General features: G+C 68.4%; 19 protein-coding genes and 1 pseudogene. 15 read left to right on the top strand and 5 right to left on the bottom strand.

Annotated features, from left to right (window positions below):
- Positions 1 to 307 precede the first annotated feature (307 nt).
- The 6 genes from ACIA5H_RS28670 to ACIA5H_RS28645 all read left to right on the top strand — a co-directional run bounded on the left by ACIA5H_RS28670 (position 308) and on the right by ACIA5H_RS28645 (position 4,867).
- On the top strand, positions 308 to 508 hold the full coding sequence (locus ACIA5H_RS28670; protein ID WP_355080113.1) for a hypothetical protein: 201 nt from the start codon (positions 308 to 310) through the stop codon (positions 506 to 508).
- A gap of 435 nt (positions 509 to 943) precedes the next feature.
- Complete coding sequence (locus tag ACIA5H_RS28665; protein WP_379252566.1) at positions 944 to 2,185, top strand: oxygenase MpaB family protein; 1,242 nt, start codon at positions 944 to 946, stop codon at positions 2,183 to 2,185.
- A 288-nt stretch (positions 2,186 to 2,473) separates the two neighbouring features.
- The gene (locus ACIA5H_RS28660) at positions 2,474 to 2,668 is read left to right on the top strand and encodes a hypothetical protein (RefSeq protein ID WP_379252567.1); all 195 of its coding nucleotides are present in this window, start codon (positions 2,474 to 2,476) and stop codon (positions 2,666 to 2,668) included.
- Positions 2,669 to 2,729: 61 nt separating this feature from the next.
- On the top strand, positions 2,730 to 3,143 hold the full coding sequence (locus tag ACIA5H_RS28655) for an SRPBCC family protein (protein ID WP_379252568.1): 414 nt from the start codon (positions 2,730 to 2,732) through the stop codon (positions 3,141 to 3,143).
- 20 nt (positions 3,144 to 3,163) lie between these two features.
- Positions 3,164 to 3,916, top strand: coding sequence for a helix-turn-helix transcriptional regulator (locus ACIA5H_RS28650; protein WP_379252848.1), 753 nt, complete (start codon positions 3,164 to 3,166; stop codon positions 3,914 to 3,916).
- Positions 3,917 to 3,964: 48 nt separating this feature from the next.
- Positions 3,965 to 4,867, top strand: a complete 903-nt coding sequence (locus tag ACIA5H_RS28645) for a sterol desaturase family protein (RefSeq protein ID WP_397078579.1) — start codon at positions 3,965 to 3,967, stop codon at positions 4,865 to 4,867.
- Here the strand turns inward: ACIA5H_RS28645 and ACIA5H_RS28640 are convergent.
- Positions 4,831 to 5,778 (bottom strand): NAD-dependent epimerase/dehydratase family protein, encoded by a 948-nt coding sequence (locus ACIA5H_RS28640; protein ID WP_379252570.1) that lies wholly within the window; start codon positions 5,776 to 5,778, stop codon positions 4,831 to 4,833. The genes ACIA5H_RS28645 and ACIA5H_RS28640 overlap by 37 nt on opposite strands.
- Before the next feature lie 71 nt (positions 5,779 to 5,849).
- Between ACIA5H_RS28640 and ACIA5H_RS28635 the strand changes: the two genes are divergently transcribed.
- From ACIA5H_RS28635 to ACIA5H_RS28610, 6 genes are all read left to right on the top strand, one after another.
- Entirely contained in the window at positions 5,850 to 6,305 is a 456-nt protein-coding gene (locus ACIA5H_RS28635) for a MarR family winged helix-turn-helix transcriptional regulator (RefSeq protein ID WP_397078576.1), read from the top strand.
- A gap of 186 nt (positions 6,306 to 6,491) precedes the next feature.
- The gene (locus tag ACIA5H_RS28630; RefSeq protein WP_397078574.1) at positions 6,492 to 7,706 is read left to right on the top strand and encodes a sensor histidine kinase; all 1,215 of its coding nucleotides are present in this window, start codon (positions 6,492 to 6,494) and stop codon (positions 7,704 to 7,706) included.
- Positions 7,703 to 8,380 carry a response regulator gene (locus ACIA5H_RS28625; RefSeq protein WP_397078572.1) on the top strand — a complete coding sequence of 226 codons (678 nt, stop codon included), beginning with the start codon at positions 7,703 to 7,705 and terminating at the stop codon, positions 8,378 to 8,380. Before ACIA5H_RS28630 ends, ACIA5H_RS28625 begins: the two co-directional genes overlap by 4 nt.
- A 206-nt stretch (positions 8,381 to 8,586) precedes the next feature.
- On the top strand, positions 8,587 to 9,513 hold the full coding sequence (locus tag ACIA5H_RS28620) for an alpha/beta hydrolase (RefSeq protein ID WP_397078570.1): 927 nt from the start codon (positions 8,587 to 8,589) through the stop codon (positions 9,511 to 9,513).
- Positions 9,514 to 9,543: 30 nt separating this feature from the next.
- Positions 9,544 to 11,454: an ABC transporter ATP-binding protein gene (locus ACIA5H_RS28615; RefSeq protein ID WP_397078568.1), complete on the top strand. Its 1,911-nt coding sequence runs from the start codon at positions 9,544 to 9,546 to the stop codon at positions 11,452 to 11,454.
- Positions 11,451 to 13,166, top strand: coding sequence for an ABC transporter ATP-binding protein (locus ACIA5H_RS28610; RefSeq protein ID WP_397078565.1), 1,716 nt, complete (start codon positions 11,451 to 11,453; stop codon positions 13,164 to 13,166). The genes ACIA5H_RS28615 and ACIA5H_RS28610 overlap by 4 nt, the downstream gene beginning before the upstream one ends.
- A gap of 13 nt (positions 13,167 to 13,179) precedes the next feature.
- On the opposite strand, the gene ACIA5H_RS28605 is transcribed toward ACIA5H_RS28610, so the two are convergent.
- A complete protein-coding gene (locus ACIA5H_RS28605) occupies positions 13,180 to 13,929 on the bottom strand; it encodes an SDR family oxidoreductase (RefSeq protein ID WP_379252577.1) in 750 nt (249 codons plus the stop codon).
- Between the two features lie 235 nt (positions 13,930 to 14,164).
- Here ACIA5H_RS28605 and ACIA5H_RS28600 point away from each other — a divergent pair, with 235 nt between their 5' ends.
- Together ACIA5H_RS28600 and ACIA5H_RS28595 are read left to right on the top strand one after the other, a co-directional pair.
- Positions 14,165 to 15,148, top strand: coding sequence for a fatty acid desaturase family protein (locus ACIA5H_RS28600; protein ID WP_397078563.1), 984 nt, complete (start codon positions 14,165 to 14,167; stop codon positions 15,146 to 15,148).
- A 258-nt stretch (positions 15,149 to 15,406) separates the two neighbouring features.
- Positions 15,407 to 15,814, top strand: a complete 408-nt coding sequence (locus ACIA5H_RS28595) for a hypothetical protein (protein WP_397078561.1) — start codon at positions 15,407 to 15,409, stop codon at positions 15,812 to 15,814.
- Here the strand turns inward: ACIA5H_RS28595 and ACIA5H_RS28590 are convergent.
- Positions 15,751 to 16,665 (bottom strand): RNA polymerase sigma-70 factor, encoded by a 915-nt coding sequence (locus tag ACIA5H_RS28590; RefSeq protein ID WP_355080084.1) that lies wholly within the window; start codon positions 16,663 to 16,665, stop codon positions 15,751 to 15,753. The genes ACIA5H_RS28595 and ACIA5H_RS28590 overlap by 64 nt on opposite strands.
- A 177-nt stretch (positions 16,666 to 16,842) precedes the next feature.
- Between ACIA5H_RS28590 and ACIA5H_RS28585 the strand changes: the two genes are divergently transcribed.
- Positions 16,843 to 17,328: a carboxymuconolactone decarboxylase family protein gene (locus ACIA5H_RS28585; protein ID WP_356965537.1), complete on the top strand. Its 486-nt coding sequence runs from the start codon at positions 16,843 to 16,845 to the stop codon at positions 17,326 to 17,328.
- On the opposite strand, the pseudogene ACIA5H_RS28580 reads toward ACIA5H_RS28585, so the two are convergent.
- Positions 17,318 to 17,575 (bottom strand): annotated as a pseudogene (locus ACIA5H_RS28580) (MarR family winged helix-turn-helix transcriptional regulator); the annotation flags it as partial. The gene ACIA5H_RS28585 and the pseudogene ACIA5H_RS28580 overlap by 11 nt on opposite strands.
- 18 nt (positions 17,576 to 17,593) lie before the next feature.
- Positions 17,594 to 18,556: a cation diffusion facilitator family transporter gene (locus ACIA5H_RS28575; RefSeq protein ID WP_397078558.1), complete on the bottom strand. Its 963-nt coding sequence runs from the start codon at positions 18,554 to 18,556 to the stop codon at positions 17,594 to 17,596.
- Between the last annotated feature and the right edge of the window lie 17 nt (positions 18,557 to 18,573).

Raw genomic sequence — 18,573 nt, 5'->3', positions numbered from 1 at the left:
GCGATCGGCCGCGCGATCGTGCGTAGGCGACTACTCGTTTCCGGCGGCGCAGGCCGCGACTCCGCCGGGGCGGCGCCCCGATTACCCGGTTGGTCTCGCCGGATACGCAGGTGGCGCCCGGCCGGTGTGGCCGGGTCGGATGCCGCGACCAGCTTCCCGGGGCGGCTCGGATAAGCTGTTTCCGGGCAGTTCTTTTCGATCGTGTGAAGAAGCTCCGAGGCTGATTCGAGCACTGGGTCAGGGGTAGCACGAAGACGTGGCGCCAAGAGCCACAGTCGGTTTCATCCGCTACCGAAAGGAGCAAGTGATGGCAGACCAGAAGAACCCGGGCCAGTTCGGCAACCGTTCCGACACCGAGGAGCAGGCGCGTCGCGGCGGCCAGGCCAGCACCGGCAGCTTCGGCGAGCGTAACTCGGCCGATCCGAGTGCGGCCGGACGCAAGGGCGCCGAAGCGCAGCCCAACGAAGCGAAGGTGCGCGGCGGACAGCACAGCCACGCCGGTCGCTGACGTCGACCGAACACGGGCCGGGCGGTACAACCGCCCGGCCCGTTTCGTTGTGCGGCGGTCATGATCCAGCGGTGACACGGCAGCGAGAAGACTGGGTGACCAACTGTCTATGTGACTAGCTATTTGCGACTGGTTCAGGTGGTGATAGGCAGGGAGATCCTGATGGTACGCCGGATGCCCTTCTATCGGTGAGTCGCTGGTCAAGTGTTGAAATTCGGCGAACATGCAGATCATCTGCGATTCCGAACCGGAGCTGCGCGAGTGTCGATCACGGTGCGATTGGTGCCGGCAAGTTACGGAAAAGTCGGGACAACAAGCGCCGATGCTTGCTAAGTTAATGGCTGTTCTTATCGATGCGACGGCGATGTACGAGTGCTGCCGGTCTTTCGTCGCATCATCACGGCGGCGCTCGGCTCAATGAGGAGTGGCGCAGACATGGATGGACTCAGCAGGCGCAACGCGTTGAAAGCCGGTGGGGTGTTGGGCGCGCTCGGCGCGCTGGCCATGGCGACCCCCGCGCGCGCGGAGCCGTGGACGTGGTCCCCGCAGGGTTCGGTGGCCGGCTCCGGTGAAGGGGCCGATCCGCTCACCGTCTGGGATCCCGAGGCGGATCAGTTGGTCGCCTCTCTGATCGACCGGGGGGAGGTGCCGAGGGTCAACGAGTTGTTGCGCACCTGGACCGCGAACGGGCAGCCTTTGCCGGACGGATTGCCGCCGGATCTGCGCGACTTCATGGAATACGCACGTCAGCTGCCGCCCTGGGCTGATCGCGGAAAGCTGGCCACCGCCGTCGAGTTCAACAAGAAGCGCGGGCTGTATCTCGGCGTGCTCTACGGGCTGGCCAGCGGCATGATGAGCACGGTCATTCCCAAGGAGGCGCGCGCGGTCTACTACTCCAAGGGCGGTCACGACCTGAAGGACCGAATCTTGAAGACCGCCAAGCTCGGTTACGACATCGGGACCGCGAATGCCTACGCGCCCGATGGTGAGATGGTCGTGACCTGCGTGAAGACCCGGCTGGTTCATGCGGCTGTGCGTCACCTGCTGCCGCAGTCCCCGCACTGGGTGTACTCCGCCGAGGAGGACATCCCGATCAGCCAGAACGACCTGATGGTCACCTGGCACAGCCTGCCCACCACCGTGATGAAGCATCTGACCGCGTGGCAGGTGCCGATGCCCGTCGCGGAGTCGGAGGCGTTCCTGCATTCGTGGCAGGTGGGCGCGCACATGCTCGGCATCCGTGACGAATACATTCCGAACTCCTGGGCGGAGGCCGACTCGCAGGCCGCGCAGGTGCTGGATCCGATCCTGGCGCCGACCCCGGAGGGCGCCAAGCTGGCCGACCGGCTGCTGCGCCTCGGGGCGAACCTCGACTTCGCCGTCCTCACCAAACCGGTGCTCGGCGCCTTCACCCGCTTCCTGCTCGGCGACAAGATCGCCGACGGGCTGGCCATCGCCAGGGAGCCGGTCTGGGACCCGCTGCTGCGGGTGAGCTGGGGGCCTTTCATCGCCGTGCGTGAAGGTCTGCTGCCCGTGGTGCCGCTCGCGCCGGATGCCTACTGGCTGTTCGACGAATTCCTCCGCAGGGCGGCGCTGCTCTATCTGGCGGAACTGCGGATGCCGATCAGTATCGAGATCCCCACTATGAACCGGGACATGAGCCAGCCGCCGCGCTGAGCCTTCCGGACGCCGATGCGCTCTCGAAGCCTCCTGGAGTGCATCGGCGATAGCTGGTAAGTTACTGGTTGTTCTTTGCGGTAGATCGCCGAGATGAACCGTCACCTCGTCTTAACTGCGCTGGGGTGCGCGCGATCGAAGAGTTGATCTCGGCCTAAGTTACGAGGAGTTCTGGAACTTGAGCCATAGGATGCTCGGCCCTCCACATGGCTCGACCGCGCTGCGACCGATGTCTGGAGGTGGCGCGGAGCATGCCGTACCGACAACACACCGGACAGTGCGGTGGACATGACGAACCCGCAGCATATCCAGCACATCCACATCGAATCCGGCGCCCTTGTCCTGGACTACCGGGCGTGCGCGGAACACGCCCGGAGTCTGGCCGCCGACTTGGCGCACAGTCATCCGGACCTGATCGTCACGATCGATGACGATGTCCACGTCGAGTTGCCCGAGCTGCCCTGCGGCGGTCTGTGGCGGTGATCGGCGCCCGGGCTCGAGTAGATTGACGATGATCTGACCCACGACGAGGGAGCGTCGGCCCATGACAGCGATTCGCCATGAGATCGTGATCGACGCTTCGCCGCGCCACATCTGGGATGTCGTGCGTGATGTCGGCGCCGTGCATCGGCGCCTGCTGCCCGGCCGGGTCGTCGACACCCGCCTCGAGGGAGCGCGGCGTTGGCTGACTTTCCCGGACGGGCATGTGATCCGTGAACTGATCGTCTCCATCGATGACGAGGCCCGCCGCTTGGCGTACTCGGTCGTCGAAGGCGCCAGGCCCGCGCTGGACTATCACCACGCTTCGTTCGAGGTTCGCGCCGAGGGGGAGCGCGGCCGGCTGATCTGGATCACCGACGTCTTGCCGGAGTCGGCCGCGCCGGAAGTGCGGATTCGTACCGAATACGGCCTCGCGGAGATGAAGCAGGCGATCGAGGCCGCGGCGGCCGAGTCGTAAGGGATCGGAAGGTGTCGGACATGTGGCAGGGCACCGCGACGCTGTACCCGGGCAGATTGTTGTACACGGGGCGGCTCGGGAGCGCGCACCGCCACCATCATGCCGCCGCGCAATTGATCTTCAGCGCCAACGGCTCCGTCGGTCTGCGCGACGACGCCGGCCGCCGCTGGGCCGGGCGAGCGGCGCTGATCCCTCCCGGTGTGCCGCACGAAACCACCGGCACGGCAACGGGATTGCTCGTCTTCGCGGACGCGCAGTCGCCCCTCGGGCGCGCGCTGACCGATTGTGTGCAGCGCACCGGGAGCGCCGTCGACTCGGTCACCGCGTGGTCGCGGGCCGCGCTGCCGCTGCTGGACCTCGACGACGGCGAGCGGGATCCCCGGCAACTGGCGCACGCCGCACTGACGGCCTTGATCGGCGATCCCGCTCCTACTGGCGCTGCCCGGCACCCGGCGCTGCGTCGCGCGCTGGAGCTGCTGCCGGACCTGCTCGACGGCCCGCTGCGTCTGGCCGAGCTCGCCGCCGCGGTCGGACTGTCGGCGAGTCGACTCGGTCATCTGTTCCGTGCCGAGCTCGGGCTGGCGTTCCCGCCGTATGTGCGGTGGGCGCGCCTGCGACAAGCGATGGACCACGCCCGTCGCGGCGGCACGCTCACCGAGGCCGCGCACGCCGCGGGTTTCGCCGACAGCGCGCATCTCACCCGAGTCTGTCGCGAGATGTTCGGGCTCACCCCCTCCGAACTCGCCGGTGCGGTCACCATGGTGCGGCCGTAGCGAATCCGTTCAAGCGCCATCGGGACCGCGGCCCCCACGCTGAACGGCATGCACACCTTGGTTCGCTACGGCTACGTGCCGTTCATGCTCTTGGCGGTCAACGGCGCCGCGCTCGCCGTCATCGCCACCGGCCTCGGCAAATTATGGCTGTTGCCGCTGCTGGTACTCGCGATCGCCGCATCGTTCGCCGCCGAACGGATCCTGCCCTACCACGACGACTGGAACCGCGCCCACGACGACGGTCGGCGCGACACCGCGCACGCCGTGGTCAACGAACTGCTCACCCTCGGCGGCGTGGCCGCACTGCCGCTGATGGCCGCACTGATCCCTTCCGCCGATGTCTGGCCGCACCGATGGCCCTTCCCGATTCAGGTGCTGGTCGCGGTTGTCGTCGCCGATCTCGGCATCACGCTGACCCACTTGGCCAGCCACAAGATTCCCGCGCTGTGGCGGCTGCACGCTGTGCACCACAGCGTCGAACGCGCCTACGGTTTCAACGGCCTGATGAAACATCCCCTGCACCAGACCCTGGAGACCGTCGCCGGAGTCACCCCGCTCGTATTGCTGGGCCTGCCCGCCTCGGTGGCTTCCGCCCTCGCGTTCACCGTCGCGGTGCAACTCCTACTGCAACACTCGAACGTCGACTACCGCGTAGGCCCCCTGCATACCGTGCTCGCGCTCAACCAGGCACACCGGTTCCACCACTTGAAATGGGCGGGCATCGGCGACGTCAACTTCGGACTGTTCACCTTGATCTGGGATCACCTGTTGCGCACCTACTCCTACGACCCGGACCGCCGCTTCACCAGCGACGACCTCGGGATGGCCGCCAAGCCCCACTACCCCAGCGGCTATCTCGCCCAACTCGTCGAACCCTTCCGGCCCAGCGGCGCTTGCGGGGCCACGAAACCCGCTCAGCGCTCATTGCCCGCGCGCAGCCAGGCGATGTAGTCGGCGGCCGCGCGTTCGGTGTCGTAGTCGGGCCGGTAGCCGGTGTCCTGCTGGATACGGGTGATATCGAGGTAGTTGCGTTGTCCGGACCCGCCGGTGGGGAGGTCGATCCCGGCGTCTGGGACGACCTTCTCGATCGCGGCGATGACTTCGGCGTTGGTCGTCGCGCGGCCGGAAGCGACGTTGTAGGTGCGGTGATTGAGCCGGTCTGCCAGTTGCAGGAGTGCGATGGCCCGGCCGCAGTCCTTCACGTAGCACAGGTCGATCGCGTCGTCCGCGTAGGCGGGGAAGCGCAGCGACGACAGGTCCGGCGCGGTGCCGCGGGTGGCGGCATGGACGAGCTGAGGGGCCGGGAAGAACGGGTCCGCGGGTCGGCCGCGCGGGCCCCAGATGGCGGAGATGCGGTAATTGACGATCTCGATGCCGGTCGCTCCGGTCAAATGGTCGGCGAGCAGCTCACCGATCTTCTTGAAGCTCGGTATCGGATGGGGTGCGGTCAGCGGAACCGGCATGTCTTCCCGCAGTGGACCCGCACCGGTCAGGCCGGCGTAGACGCCGATCGTGCTCGCGACGCCGACCCGCGCCACGCCCCAGGCCTCGGCGGCTTCGATCACATTGAACAGACTGCCGATCGCCTTCCGTGCGCCATCGATGGGCTCGTCGGAGCCGGGTGGCCAGGGCATCGAACCCGCGAGATGCACGATGCCGGTGATCTTGTGGCGCGTGCCCACGTCGAGCAACGCCGTCAGATCGGTGATGTCGGCCCGCTCCACCGCCACCTGCGCACCGGCGAACTCGGCCGGTACCTCGCCGGTTCGACGCTGGACCAGAACGCAGCCCTCGCCCAGGTCGAGCAGGGCCCGCACCGTGTGGGAGCCGATGAACCCGAGACCTCCGGTGACCAAGATCATCACATGAACCTTTCTGTAGTCTAGCTGATTATCAGTACTACTGACGATCAGGCTAGCGATAGAATCTGCGGGTGTCTAGGACGGATGGGCCGGGCCCCGAATTGACCAGCCGGTTGGGCTACCTGCTCAAGCACGCGCAGTCGCGGATGGCCGAGCTGAACACGAAAGCGTTGGCGCCGTACGGCATCGACGGGCGCGAGCTCGGCGTGCTGTCCGTCCTCGCGGGCCGTGAACCCACGTCCCAACAGCAGGCGGCGCAGCGGCTGGGCATCGACCGCACCACGATGGTCGCGATGCTGGACACTTTGGAAGGCAAGGGGTTGGTGGCACGTCATCCGGACGCGAACGACCGGCGTCGCAACGTGGTCGAACTGACACATGCCGGACAGGACACTCTTCGCCGGGCCACCAAGGCGAGCGATGCCGCCGAGCGTCAGTTCCTGGCGCAGCTCGGTCCGCAGGCCGCACAGCAACTGCGGAACTCGTTGCGAACCATCGTGACCCATCCCGAGCAAGAGCAGTCCTGACGCTGTGGACCGTATGGGCGGAGAACCGGAGCCGTCGGCAGCCGATGGGCGAATCGCGCCGTTCATACTCGGCTTCCGGCCTACGCGAATCCGCGTAGGAGATCGTGATCGGCTGCGTCGGTCGTCGTAGTCGATCGCGCATCCGGTCCGGAGCGCGAGCGTTCGCGGATGCCGTACGCTCACGGCATGGTTCAGCAGGCGGTGGCACGACGGCTGTCCGCCTGGTTCTCGCGTCGGCCCGCCTGGTTCCCGGATGTCCTGCTGGCGCTGTTCGTCACCGTGATCCAGGTGCAGAGTGCCGCGATACCGGTGCCGCTCGAGCCGGCCTACACGCCGGTGTCGGGTTTCGGATATGTCCTGCTGATCGTCAGCGGCCTGGCGGTCGCCGCCCGCCGCAGGCAGCCGGTCGCGGTGTTCGGCGTGACGGCGCTGGCCAGTCTGATCTATTTCGGTCTCGGCTTCCCCGATCGGCTTTCCTATCTCGGACTCTTCGTCGCCCTGTACACCCTGGCCGCCTACGGCGACGGGCGGCGGACGCTGATGATCGCCGGTGCGGGCATCGCGGTCCTCGCCGTCGGCTGGCTGATCGCCGCGGCGGATATCAAGCCGCTGGTAGCCATCGGATGGGTGTTCTTCCGGATCGGCGCGTCGGTGATCAGCACGATCCTCGGTGAGTCCGTGCGATCCCGCCGGGTCATCGCCGCCGATGCGCAAGAACGAGCGGAACTGGCCGAACGGTCCCGCGACGAGGAAGCCAGAGCGCGGGTCGACGCCGAACGCCTGCGGATCGCCCGCGAAGTCCACGACACGGTCGCCCACGCGATCGCCATCATCAATGTGCAATCCGGGGTCACCGCACACGTGCTCGACAAGCGACCGGAACAGGCCCGGGAAGCCCTGCGCACCATCGAGCAGACCAGTTCGCGGGCGCTGCGCGAGATGCGCGCGATCCTCGGTGTACTGCGTGACGGCGACGAGCGCGAACCCTACCCGGGGCTCGGCCAGATCGACGAGCTCGTCGGCAAGGCCCGCGATGCCGGGCTCGACATCGCTTTCGCGCAGACTCCCCCGGTCACGCCGCTCCCGAGCGCGGTGGGCAGCGCCGCATATCGCATCGTGCAGGAATCGATCACCAACGTGATCCGGCACGTCGGTCCGACCAGGGTGACCGTGGCGCTCGAACCCGGCATCGACGCCTTGCGGATACGGGTCGCCGACGAGGGTCGTCGCGCCGCCGCACCGGTCCGCACGGATAGCAGCACCACGACCGGACGCGGCATCGTCGGGATGCGCGAACGCTGCCGGCTGCTCGGCGGTGAACTCGACGCGACGCCGCGTCCCGGCGGCGGGTTCGAGGTCACCGCCCGCCTACCCTTGACTCCGGTCGGATCGCGCTCGTGAACGCCACACCACCCATCAAAGTCCTGCTCGCCGACGACGAACGCCTGGTCCGTTCCGGCTTCAAGGTTCTGCTCGACCTGGAAGACGACATCACGGTGGTCGGTGAAGCCACCAACGGCGCGGAAGCCGTCGAACTCGCTCGCGCCACCCGCCCCGACCTGGTCCTGATGGACATCCGCATGCCACGACTGGACGGGATACGCGCCACCGCCCAGATCGCCGCGGCCGCCGGGATGGAGCGGGTCAAGGTGCTCATCCTCACCACCTACGACACCGACGAGAACGTCTTCGACGCCTTGCAGGCGGGCGCGAGCGGGTTCTTGCTCAAGGACGCGGGCCCGGCCGAACTGCTGCACGCCATCCGAGTGATCGCCGCTGGTGACGCACTGCTCGCACCTCGGATCACCCGGCGGCTCATCGGTCAGTTCACCGCGCAGCGCCGGGCAGCCAAGTCCGCCGAGGACCGGCTCGCCGTGCTGACCGACCGTGAGCGCGAAGTCCTGGCGCTGGTGGGACAGGGCATGAGCAACGACGAGATCGGCGCCGCGCTTTTCCTCAGTCCCGCCACCGCACGCACCCATGTGAGCCGCGCGATGGTGAAACTGGGTGCGCGCGACCGAGCGCAGCTCGTCGTGATCGCCTACCAGACCGGGCTGACCGGCTTCACCTCGTAGCGATCAGCGGGTTGACCTCGCTGCCGAGGCGTTCGCGGCCTCTCGAATCACGTTGACTTACAGTGCCGTAGCACTGGCGAGTACGGTCGCGCGTTCGGCTACGACGACCTGCGCAGCCGATCGCCGTCGGCGTACGCGCGTTCACGTAGACGGCGACTCCCGTCGGCGGAAGCCCAGCTGGTGCCGAGGGCGCGACCATCGACGGCATGATCTTGGATCCCGAACTCGAAGCCTCAGTCGCGTTCTTCCCCCCGGCCGACCTGAGCGACCCCCGCGCCGCCCGAGAGCGCCTCGCCGAGTTGGTCGCCGCCCTTCCGGTACCGGACATCGCGGGCATGTCGATCGAAAATCGCACGGTGCCGGGCGATTTCGACGTACCGATACGAATCTATCGGCCGGACCGGGCGCAGGGCGCTGCCCTCATCTGGCTGCGCGGCGGCGGATTCGTCATGGGCGATCTGGACACCGAACATCCGTGGGCCGGCATGCTGGCGGACAACTCCGGTGTGACAGTGATCTCGGTCGGCTACCGCTCGGCCCCCGAACATCCGTTCCCCGCCGCGCACGACGACGTCTACGCGGTGCTGATCTGGACGGCCGAGCACGCGGTCGAGCTCGGCATCGACCCGGCGCGGATCGCGATCGGCGGCCACAGCGCCGGGGCGGGAATCGCGACCGCGGTCGCGTTGCGGGCCCGCGACGAGCAAGGGCCGCCGATCCGCTTCCAACTGCTCAACCAACCCGTCCTCGATGACCGCCAGCTGGCCTGGTCGGCGCGCACTTTCACCGATACGCCGTTCGTGACCCGGGCGAAAGTGGCCCAGATGTGGCAGCACTATCTGGGTTCCGCGCCCGCGACGCCGTACGCCGCTCCGGCGCGGGCGACGGATCTGTCCGGTATGCCTCCCGCCTACATCGCCACCGCCGAGTACTGCCCGAACCGCGACGAGGACATCGAGTACGCGCTGCGCCTGTTGCAAGCGGGCGTGCCGGTCGAGCTGCACCAATGGCCCGGCACGTTCCACGGGTCGCAGGCGATCCTGTCCGCGGATGTGTCCCAGCGCCAGAGCGCCGAATTCGCCGCCGCGCTGCGCCGCGCGCTGCACCCCGCGACCGGCTCGCAAAGCGCGTAGCCGCAAAGGGATTGCGAAGAGGGGAGAACGATGACCACCATCGACCTCGCCGAGGCGAGGAAGCAGTCCACACCGCCCCCGTCGGATGCCGATTCGCCGGCGGGAGGAAATGGGACGGGGTTGCTGCGCCCGTACCTGGGCGGTTTCGCCGCCGTCGTCGTCTTGCAGATCATCGGTGCCGTGGCCGGTCTGGCGCCGCTGCTCGCGGTCGTCGAATTGGGTCGAACGCTGTTGTCGCCGGGCCCGATCGATCACGGCCATGTCCGGATGATCGTGATCGCGGGGGCGGCCGGGTTGTTCGTCCGGCTGGTGTTCACGGCCGCGTCGTCCGGCATCGGGCACCTGCTCGACAGCCGGGTGCAACTGTCGCTGCGCCGAAAACTGGCCGCGCGACTGGGGCTGGTGCCGATCGGCTGGTTCTCCCGGCGCAGTTCCGGCGAGTTGTCGAAGATCGTGGGCAAGGACGTCGGCACCGTGCATCCACTCATCGCCCACACCCCCGGCGAGCTCGTCGCCGCGTTCGTCGTTCCGCTGGTGTCGTTGACCTACCTGTTCACCGTCGACTGGCGGCTCACGTTGATCACGCTGATACCGGTCGCGCTGGCCGTGGCGCTGGTCCCCTTGATGATGACCCCGGCCCGGCTGCGTGCGCAGCAGGAGTTCGACGCGGGGATGGCGCGGATCGCGAGTGCGACCGTCGAGTTCGTACAGGGCATCTCGGTGGTCAAGGCGTTCGGCGCGGGCGAGCGCGCGCACCGCAGATTCCGCACGGCCGCAAACGATTTCACCGACTCCTTCCTTCGCATGGTGCGGGGTCTAGCCGGACTCGGCGCGGCGATGCAGGTGGTGTTGTCGCCGCCGTTCGTGCTGCTGGTCGTGCTGACCGGTGGTGCGGTCCTGATCACCGGCGGCGCCATGGCCCCGGCTGACCTGCTGCCCTTCCTGCTGCTCGGACTCGGTCTGACCGCACCGGTGGCGGCGCTCGGCCACGGCTTCGACGACTTGCGGGCGGCCCGGCGCGCGGTCGACCGGATCCGGGAGGTCCTCGCGGTGCCGTCGCTGCGGGAACCTTCGCGCCCGGTCGCGCCGCAGGGGCACCGGGTGGAACTGCGGGAGGTGCGATTCGGCTACGACGCCGAGCACGAGGTGCTGCGCGGCATCGACCTGGTCCTGGAGCCGGGGACGGTCACCGCGATCGTCGGGCCGTCGGGCAGCGGAAAATCCACGCTGGTTCAGCTCCTTCCTCGATTCTTCGACCCCACACACGGTTCGGTGCTGCTCGGCGGGGTCGACCTGCGCGAGCTCGGCAGCCGGGCGCTCTATCGGATCGTCTCCTTCGTCTTCCAGGACGTGCGGTTGCTGCGCGCGTCGGTCGCGGACAACATCGCACTGGCGCTACCGCACGCCGACCGCGACGACGTGGTGCGCGCCGCCCGGCTGGCGAACGTCCACGATCGGATTCTCGAGCTGCCGCGCGGCTACGACACGGTGCTCGGTGCGGAGGCCGAGCTGTCGGGCGGTGAAGCGCAACGGATCTCGATCGCCCGGGCACTGCTCGCCGATACTCCCGTGCTGGTGCTCGACGAGGCCACCGCCTTCGCCGACCCGCACACCGAGCAGGCGGTGCGCCGAGCCCTGGCGACGCTGGAAGGCGATCGGACGATCCTGGTCGTCGCTCACCGGCTGGAGACCATCGCCGACGCGGACACCGTCGTGCTGCTGGAGAACGGGTCGATCGCCGAGCGCGGCAAGCCCGGCGAATTGCTCTCCCGCAATGGGAAATTCGCCGAATTCTGGCGATCGCACCGGTCCACGCTCACCGAAGAGGTCGAAACCCTCGGTGGCATGCTCCGGCGTGAGCTCGGGCCATGGAGCAGGCAGCGGAGCGTGCCTGCACGACCGCTCGCCGACGAGACATCGCGAGGAGAGGAGCGCCGATGATCCGAATGCTGCTGCGCGTGCTGGGCGACGAGTACGCCCAGCCCGTACGACGCACCGTGGCCCTGATGACGGCGACCTCGGTAGCGGAAGGTTTGTCCTACGCACTTCTGGTTCCGGTGCTGCGAGCGCTGTTCGGGAGCACGCCCACGGACGCCTGGCCGTGGCTGCTCGCGTTCGGGGCGGCGATCGCGTGCTACGCGGCGCTGCGCTATCGCAGCGATCTGTCCGGCTTCCTCGTGGGGACCACGCTGCTGCGCGGTGTCTACCACCGTTTCGGTGATCGCCTGGCCCGGCTGCCGCTCGGCTGGTTCACCGCCGGTCGCGTCGGAGAGGTATCGGTGCTCGCCAGCGAGGGTGTGCTGCAGGCGATGAGCGTGATCGCGCATCTGCTGGCGCCGACGATCGCCGCCGCTGTGACTCCGCTGACGATCGTCGCCGTGCTGCTCGCCTTCGACTGGCACATGGGGCTGGCCGCGCTGGCCGCCGTGCCGATCGTGGCGGCGATCCAGATCTGGACGGGACGTTCGATGGCCGCCGCCGACGCCGAACGCGTCGAACGCACCAAGGAGGCAACCGGGCGAGTCGTCGAGTATCTCCAGGCACAGCCGGTCCTGCGAGCCGGTGGCCGAACCGCCGAGCGATTCCGGCTGCTCGACGACGCGCTGTCGGGACTGGAGCGGGCGTCCCGCCGTGCCGTGCTGTCGGCGCTGCCAGGCATCGTGGGGCTGACGCTCACGGTCCAGGCGATGTTCACCGTGCTGCTGGCCCTTGGCGCCTACCTCGCGCTCGGCGGGAACGTCGGCGCGGCGCAGATGGTGGCGATGCTGGTGCTGGTGGCCCGCTGCGCGGATCCGCTGCTGTCGCTCTCGGAGATCGGCGGCAAACTCCGCAGCGCGCGTACCGTGCTGGGCGGGCTCGACACCGTGTTGCGCACGGAGCCGCTGCCGGAACCTCGCGAACCGATCCGGCCGGTGGGCAACGACCTGGCGTTCGAGTCCGTCGCCTTCCGGCACGGCGGTCGTACCGTGATCGACGACGTGTCGCTGTCGGTACCCGAGGGACAGCGGGTCGCCATCGTCGGACCGTCGGGTGCGGGCAAGAGCACACTGCTGCAACTGCTCGCACGGTTCTACGACGTGGACGACGGCGCCGTGCGCGTTGGCGGCGTGGACGTGCGCGCGATCAGCACCGAAGTGTTGATGGAACGGATCGCCGTCGTCTTCCAGAACGTCTATCTGTTCGACGGCACGATCGAGGAGAACGTGCGTCTGGGCCGTCCCGACGCCACCGAATCCGAGGTGCGCGCGGCGGCGACCGCGGCGGGGTTGGACGAAGTCATCGATCGGCTGCCCGGCGGATGGGCGACGAACGTCGGCGAGGGCGGCGCACTGTTGTCGGGCGGTGAGCGCCAACGCGTCTCGATCGCGCGAGCTCTGCTGAAGAACGCGCCGATCGTCCTCCTGGACGAGGTGACCTCCGCGCTGGACCCGGTGAACGAGGCCGCCGTCCACGAGGGCATCGAACGGCTGATGGCGGGCCGGACGGTGGTGATGGTCGCGCACCGGCTGCGGACCGTCCGGCGGGCCGACCACATCGTCTTCCTGGACGACGGCCGGATCGTGGAAGAGGGCAGCCACGACGAGCTGCTGCGTCTCGGTGGCCGCTACGCCGACTTCTGGGAGTTGTCCATGGCGACCGTGGCAACCGAATGAACCGCGATGTCGATCACGGGGTGCTCTCGTGCTTCTCGAGCCAGTCCCGGTAGTGCGTAGCGGCCAGACGGGCGTCCGGGCCCGCCGTGAGAACGTCGCCGGGAACGTCCGCGAACATGCCCGCGGTGTCGTCGGTGACGACGGTCCGGCTGTCGCGGCGAGCGGCCAGGGTGAGCCTGCCGAGGTCGTCGAGGCGGAAGACCTCCGGACCGGCGACATTGCGGACCCCGCCCAGCGGAGCGCCGGTGGCGACCTCGACGACCGCGTCGACCACGTCCGCGGCGGCCATCGGCTGGATCGGGGTGGCGGGCAGGCGGACGGTGTCGTCGTCGGAGGTCCAGGACAGCACCGCGTCCATGAACTCGAAGAACTGGGTGGCGCGCACGATGGAGTACGGCGTTGGGCCCAGCCGCAGCAGGTCTTCCTGCAAGCTCTTGGCCCGGTAGTAGTCCAGGCCGGGCACCTGGTCGACGCCCACGATGGACAGCACGACCTGATGCCCGACACCCGCTTTCTCCCCGGCATCCAGCAGGTTGCGCATGGAGATGCGGAAGAAATCCACCGACGCCTCGTCGAAGGTCGGCGAGTTCGCCAGGTCGATGACGACCTCGGCCCCCTCCAGCGCCCGGTCCAGGCCCTCTCCGGTGATCACGTCGACACCGGTGGACATCGACGCGGGCACGGCCTCGTGCCCGGCCGCGGCCAGCTTCCGCACCACCTGCGAGCCGATCCGCCCGGTACCGCCGATGACTGTCAGTTTCATGGTTCTCGCCTTTCCCGGCGTGCCACCGGGCGAGCCCGCGATTCATGGAACCGTTATCGGTTCGTTCCGGTCTCGGTACCACGCCGCCCGCTCTCGCCACGAGCATCGGTCGTCAGTCCCCGGTGTCGATCGCTCGGGACAGGTGGCCGTCGTACACCGTTCTCCCGCAACACCGTTTCGTCGCACTGATGTAAGAGCGGCGACAGCCCCTGTAGGGGTGTTGGTGGGGCAGGTCGTGCACGCTCGGTTTCCGGAGAAGACCGGAGAGGTGACCGGGGGCGAGATGACCGAACGGCGCACCGGTGGCGCTGTCCACGCGCAGCGGCGCGACGACGGACGGCGGATCGGATCGTGGTTGACCGCCACGGCGGTCGTGCTGAATATCGCCCAGCTCTTCGGGCTCCCGCTACTGATTTCCGGCGACCCCGCATGGGGCTGGGCCCTGCTGCCGTTGGTACTGCTGACGACGACATTCTGGTCGGTGATCCACGAGGCCGTGCACGGCAATCTGCACCACTCGCGGTCTCGCAACGACCGGTACGGGCGCGTGCTCGCCGTGCTGTACGGGTCGCCGTTAGCGCTGCTCAAAGCCGGTCACCTGCTGCACCACCGCTACAACCGGACTCGGGAGCGGGCCGAGGTCTACGACCCGGCGAGTTCCACCTGGGCGAAGGTCGCGCCCGGGTACTACCTGCGGCTGTTCGGCGGGCTGTATCTGCTCGAGGTGGCGGCGATCATGCTGGCGGCGTTGCCCGTCGCGGCGGTGCACGGGCTCGCCCGGGCGGTGGACGGGCCGGACACGGTGGCGGGGCCGCTGCTCGAACGCCTCGCGCGACCCGAAGTGTTCCGGCAGTTCCGCGTCGACGCGGCCGCCGTCGTGGTGCTGCACGGTGCGGCGTTCGCCGCCTACGGTCCGCACTGGTGGATGTTGCTCGCGGCGCTGGCCGGGCGCGGCGTGATCGTCTCGCTGTCGGACAACGCCTATCACTACGGCACCGATCTCGACGAGCCGCTCGAGGCGCTGAACCTGAAACTGCCCGCGCCACTGGAAGTACTGGCGCTGAGCTTCAACCTGCACGGCGTGCATCACCTGCGCCCCGGCCTGCGCTGGTACGAACTCCGGCCCGCCTTCGACGCCGAGGGCGGCCGACACGACATCGGCTGGTTCCGCGCGGTGGCCCGCCAGATACGCGGCCCCGTTCGGCTCACCGATCGCTGACTGCCGCTTGTTGCGGACACGTCCCCGCCGCTGGCCCTCCGACATTGATTACACCGCAGTGAGTCGAGCCTTCATCAAAGGCCAAGCGAATCTGATCGCGCGCAGCATGAATCGATCGATGGACATCGAAAACTAGTTTTCCGCAACAGCGTTCGTTTCCCGTGCGACTACGACGCCGAACCGTTCCCCGACAACCACCTCTTCCTGCCCGAGATCTATCGAGCGGACCCGGAAGTGTTTCCGTGAGAACGGCTGCCGGTGTGGCTGGCCGCCCATATCGGGCATGCCGATCGGCAATCGCGGCCCGCCGACACGGTGGCCAGGGCCGAGCCGGGCGTGGCAGTGGTGGAGGAGGGTGTGCCCGCGCTGCCGTTGCTGCTGGCGCGCTGGGCGGTGCTGTCCGCGGCATTCGTGGCAGTGGGCTCCCCGTGGGGCCCGAGAGCCTTACCAGCGCTCGGGTTGTTCGAGGGAGCCGAGCGCAGCGGCTCCTCGCTCCGGATCGTGCCCGGCGACCGGGCCGTGCTCTCCGGTGGCGTGTGGAACGATCCCGTCCTCGACGCCGTCTACAACCCGGGGGCGCCGATGCCGGACCCTCCCCTTCGTCAGCGGCACAGCGCCGTCTCCCGCTCCATGCGGGACAGCTTCTCCGGATTGCGCACGGCGTAGAGGCCGGTGACGAGGCCGTCGTCGATGCGAAGCGCCAGGACGGTGTCGATCTCGCCGTCGCGTCGCAAGATCAGTGCCGGATATCCGTTGACCTGCGCGGGCTGCCTCGACACCGCGGCGAGCCTGCCCAGCCCGGCCGCCAGTATCCTGGCCACGCTGTCGGCTCCGAGGACGGGCGCGAGGGTGGCCTGCACGACGCCGCCGCCGTCACCGAGCAGGACGACGTCCGGCGCGAGGATGTCGAGCAGATGCTGTAGATCGCCCGTTTCGGTCGCTCGCTGGAACGCCTCGAGTGCGCTGCGGGTCTCGGCGGGCGAAACGACTCCGCGCGGTCGGCGTGCCGCGACGTGCGCCCTGGCCCGGTACGCGAGCTGGCGGACCGCGCCGGGGCTCTTGTCGACGGCTTCGGCGATCTCGTCGTAGCTCAGATCGAATACCTCGCGCAGGACGAAGACCGCTCGCTCGATCGGCGTCAACGTCTCCAGCACGAGCAGCATGGCCATCGACACGCTGTCGGCGAGCTCGACGTCCTCCGCCACGTCGGGCGCGGTGAGCAGCGGCTCGGGCAACCACGGGCCGACGTAGGACTCCTTGCGCCGCCCCAGTGTCCGCAACCGGTCGAGTGACTGGCGAGTGACGATCCGCACCAGGTACGCGCGCTGATCCTGGACGGTGCCGAGGTCGACGCCCGCCCACCGCAGCCAGGTCTCCTGCAGCACGTCCTCGGCGTCAGCGGCCGAGCCGAGCATCTCGTAGGCGACGGTGAACAGCAGATTCCGGTGGGTGACGAACGCCGCGGTAGCCGGGGCGGGGTGGTGATCGCCTGGCGTCTTCTGCGATGTGTCGGCCATGAAGTGGCTCCTGTTCCCTCTCGGCTGTGTCACCCATCAGACGCCTGTCCCGGCCGTCTCGTAACACCGATACGCAGTGGCGCAGGTCACTTCGGTGCGCTGTTACGAGGCTCGGGCAGCCGACGTCTGGTGTTCGTTCAGTGCACAGCACACGACATCACGAGTGAGGACCACGTCATGGGACCCCGTATCAATCTCAACGACAGCGAGATCGGCGCCAAGATCGGCAAGCGGTTCGCGAACACCAGCCTGGCGATCCTGCAGTCGACGGTGCCGAAGGCCACGATGGAGCTGATGGAGCTGCGCGCAAGCCAGATCAACGGCTGCGGTTGGTGCACCGACGTGCACACCAAGGACCTGACGGCCGCCGGTGAAGCCGCGGTCCGCATCAACCTGGTCGCCGCCTGGCGCGAGTCCAGCGTGTTCACCGAGGCCGAACGGGCCGCGCTGGCGCTGGCCGAGGAGGGTACCCGGCTCGCCGACGCCTACCGAGGCGTCTCCGACGAGACCTGGGCCGAGGTGCGCGAGCACTACGACGACGACCAGATCGCCGCGCTGGTCTACCTGGTCGCCATGATCAACGCTTCCAACCGGCTCGGCGTGATCACGCGCATGCCGGGAGGTTCCTATCAGCCCGGCATGTTCGACGCCATCACGAACTGATCGGCGGGTGCGATCCCCTCCGGCGGGAGTCACCGGAGTGGCGGTCCGGCCTCGCGCTCGCCTTGTGGGTGGGCATGATCCGGCTGCTGCGGCGGTCGGCGGGGTCGGTCTCGCGTTCGATCATTCCCAGTTCGGTCAGGTGGCGCAGCGCGGTGCTGACGTTGCTGGGGCGCATGCCGGTCACCGCGGCCAGGTGCCCGGGAACGGTACCCGGCTCGTGCACGATCACCCGGAGTACTTCGGCCTGTGCCTGGGTTACTCGGCTTCAGTCGTTCTCGGGAGCGGCGATCGTGAGGACCGCGTCGGCGATATGCGGGTTGCGTTCGAGTTCGCGCTCGAGCGCGCGCAGCGTGAGGGCGATGCTCGACTCGGCCGGGTCGCCGACCAGGTCGACGCTCGCGACGAGGAAGACCTGCCGAGGGCCGACGTATTCCAGGCGCACGAAGCGCACCGAGGCCACTTCGGGCATCTCCTCGATGCGGGCCGCCGCGGCGGCGCGGAGTTCGGGCGAGGCGGGCTCACCGGTCAGGAAGCGCCGGTTACGGTCGATGAGCACTACGGCGATCACCCCGAGCAGCACGCCGACGAGCACCGATCCGAGTGCGTCCCAGGCCGCCGCGCCGGTGAGCTGGTGCAGCCCCATTCCCGCGAAGGCGATGACGATGCCGATCAGTGCGGCGCTGTCCTCCGCGAAAACCGCGCGCAAAGTCGGATCGGAGGTCTTCAGTACGTACTCGAGGATGTCTTGATCGAAGCTCTCGGCCTCGCCGCCGAGTTGCCGCGTGGCCTGTAGCCACGAGGTTCCCTCCAATACGAAGGCGATTCCGAGCACGAGGTAGGCGATCGCGTAATCCTGTCCACCTCGACCTTCGTGTAGCAGTTCGGTGATCCCGTGCCACACCGACACCGCGGCGCCCGCGACGAACAGTCCCACCGCCGCCAGCAACGACCAGACATATGCCTCGCGTCCGTACCCGAGGGGTCGTTTCGCGTCCGCGGTGCGAGCGCTTCGACGGTTGGCTACGAGCAGGAAGATCTGGTTGCCGGTGTCCGCCCAGGAATGTGCGGCTTCGGCGACCATGGACGCCGAGCCGGACAGCGTCGCGGCGACCGTTTTGGCCACCGCCACCGCGACGTTCGCGCCGAAGGCGACGATCACCGTGCGAGTGCTCTCCCCACCGGCGGTGGGTGCGGATCTCTCGTCGTGGAAAGCGTTCGCTCGCTCCATCTACGCCAGTGTGGCAC

It is taken from the genome of Nocardia sp. NPDC051900 (genome assembly GCF_044452545.1).
Taxonomy (GTDB): Bacteria; Actinomycetota; Actinomycetes; order Mycobacteriales; family Mycobacteriaceae; genus Nocardia; species Nocardia sichangensis.
Note: the sequence above shows the minus strand (reverse complement) of the source record. Positions and strands in the feature narration are given on the sequence as shown.

What these genes read in the sequence shown, in the direction of transcription:
- ACIA5H_RS28670 (WP_355080113.1), top strand. Translation starts at nt 308, where the DNA reads ATGGCAGACCAGAAGAACCCGGGCCAGTTCGGCAACCGTTCCGACACC.
- ACIA5H_RS28665 (WP_379252566.1), top strand. Translation starts at nt 944, where the DNA reads ATGGATGGACTCAGCAGGCGCAACGCGTTGAAAGCCGGTGGGGTGTTG.
- ACIA5H_RS28660 (WP_379252567.1), top strand. Translation starts at nt 2,474, where the DNA reads ATGACGAACCCGCAGCATATCCAGCACATCCACATCGAATCCGGCGCC.
- ACIA5H_RS28655 (WP_379252568.1), top strand. Translation starts at nt 2,730, where the DNA reads ATGACAGCGATTCGCCATGAGATCGTGATCGACGCTTCGCCGCGCCAC.
- ACIA5H_RS28650 (WP_379252848.1), top strand. Translation starts at nt 3,164, where the DNA reads ATGTGGCAGGGCACCGCGACGCTGTACCCGGGCAGATTGTTGTACACG.
- ACIA5H_RS28645 (WP_397078579.1), top strand. Translation starts at nt 3,965, where the DNA reads ATGCACACCTTGGTTCGCTACGGCTACGTGCCGTTCATGCTCTTGGCG.
- ACIA5H_RS28640 (WP_379252570.1), bottom strand. Translation starts at nt 5,778, where the DNA reads ATGATCTTGGTCACCGGAGGTCTCGGGTTCATCGGCTCCCACACGGTG.
- ACIA5H_RS28630 (WP_397078574.1), top strand. Translation starts at nt 6,492, where the DNA reads ATGGTTCAGCAGGCGGTGGCACGACGGCTGTCCGCCTGGTTCTCGCGT.
- ACIA5H_RS28620 (WP_397078570.1), top strand. Translation starts at nt 8,587, where the DNA reads ATGATCTTGGATCCCGAACTCGAAGCCTCAGTCGCGTTCTTCCCCCCG.
- ACIA5H_RS28615 (WP_397078568.1), top strand. Translation starts at nt 9,544, where the DNA reads ATGACCACCATCGACCTCGCCGAGGCGAGGAAGCAGTCCACACCGCCC.
- ACIA5H_RS28610 (WP_397078565.1), top strand. Translation starts at nt 11,451, where the DNA reads ATGATCCGAATGCTGCTGCGCGTGCTGGGCGACGAGTACGCCCAGCCC.
- ACIA5H_RS28605 (WP_379252577.1), bottom strand. Translation starts at nt 13,929, where the DNA reads ATGAAACTGACAGTCATCGGCGGTACCGGGCGGATCGGCTCGCAGGTG.
- ACIA5H_RS28590 (WP_355080084.1), bottom strand. Translation starts at nt 16,665, where the DNA reads ATGGCCGACACATCGCAGAAGACGCCAGGCGATCACCACCCCGCCCCG.
- ACIA5H_RS28585 (WP_356965537.1), top strand. Translation starts at nt 16,843, where the DNA reads ATGGGACCCCGTATCAATCTCAACGACAGCGAGATCGGCGCCAAGATC.
- ACIA5H_RS28575 (WP_397078558.1), bottom strand. Translation starts at nt 18,556, where the DNA reads ATGGAGCGAGCGAACGCTTTCCACGACGAGAGATCCGCACCCACCGCC.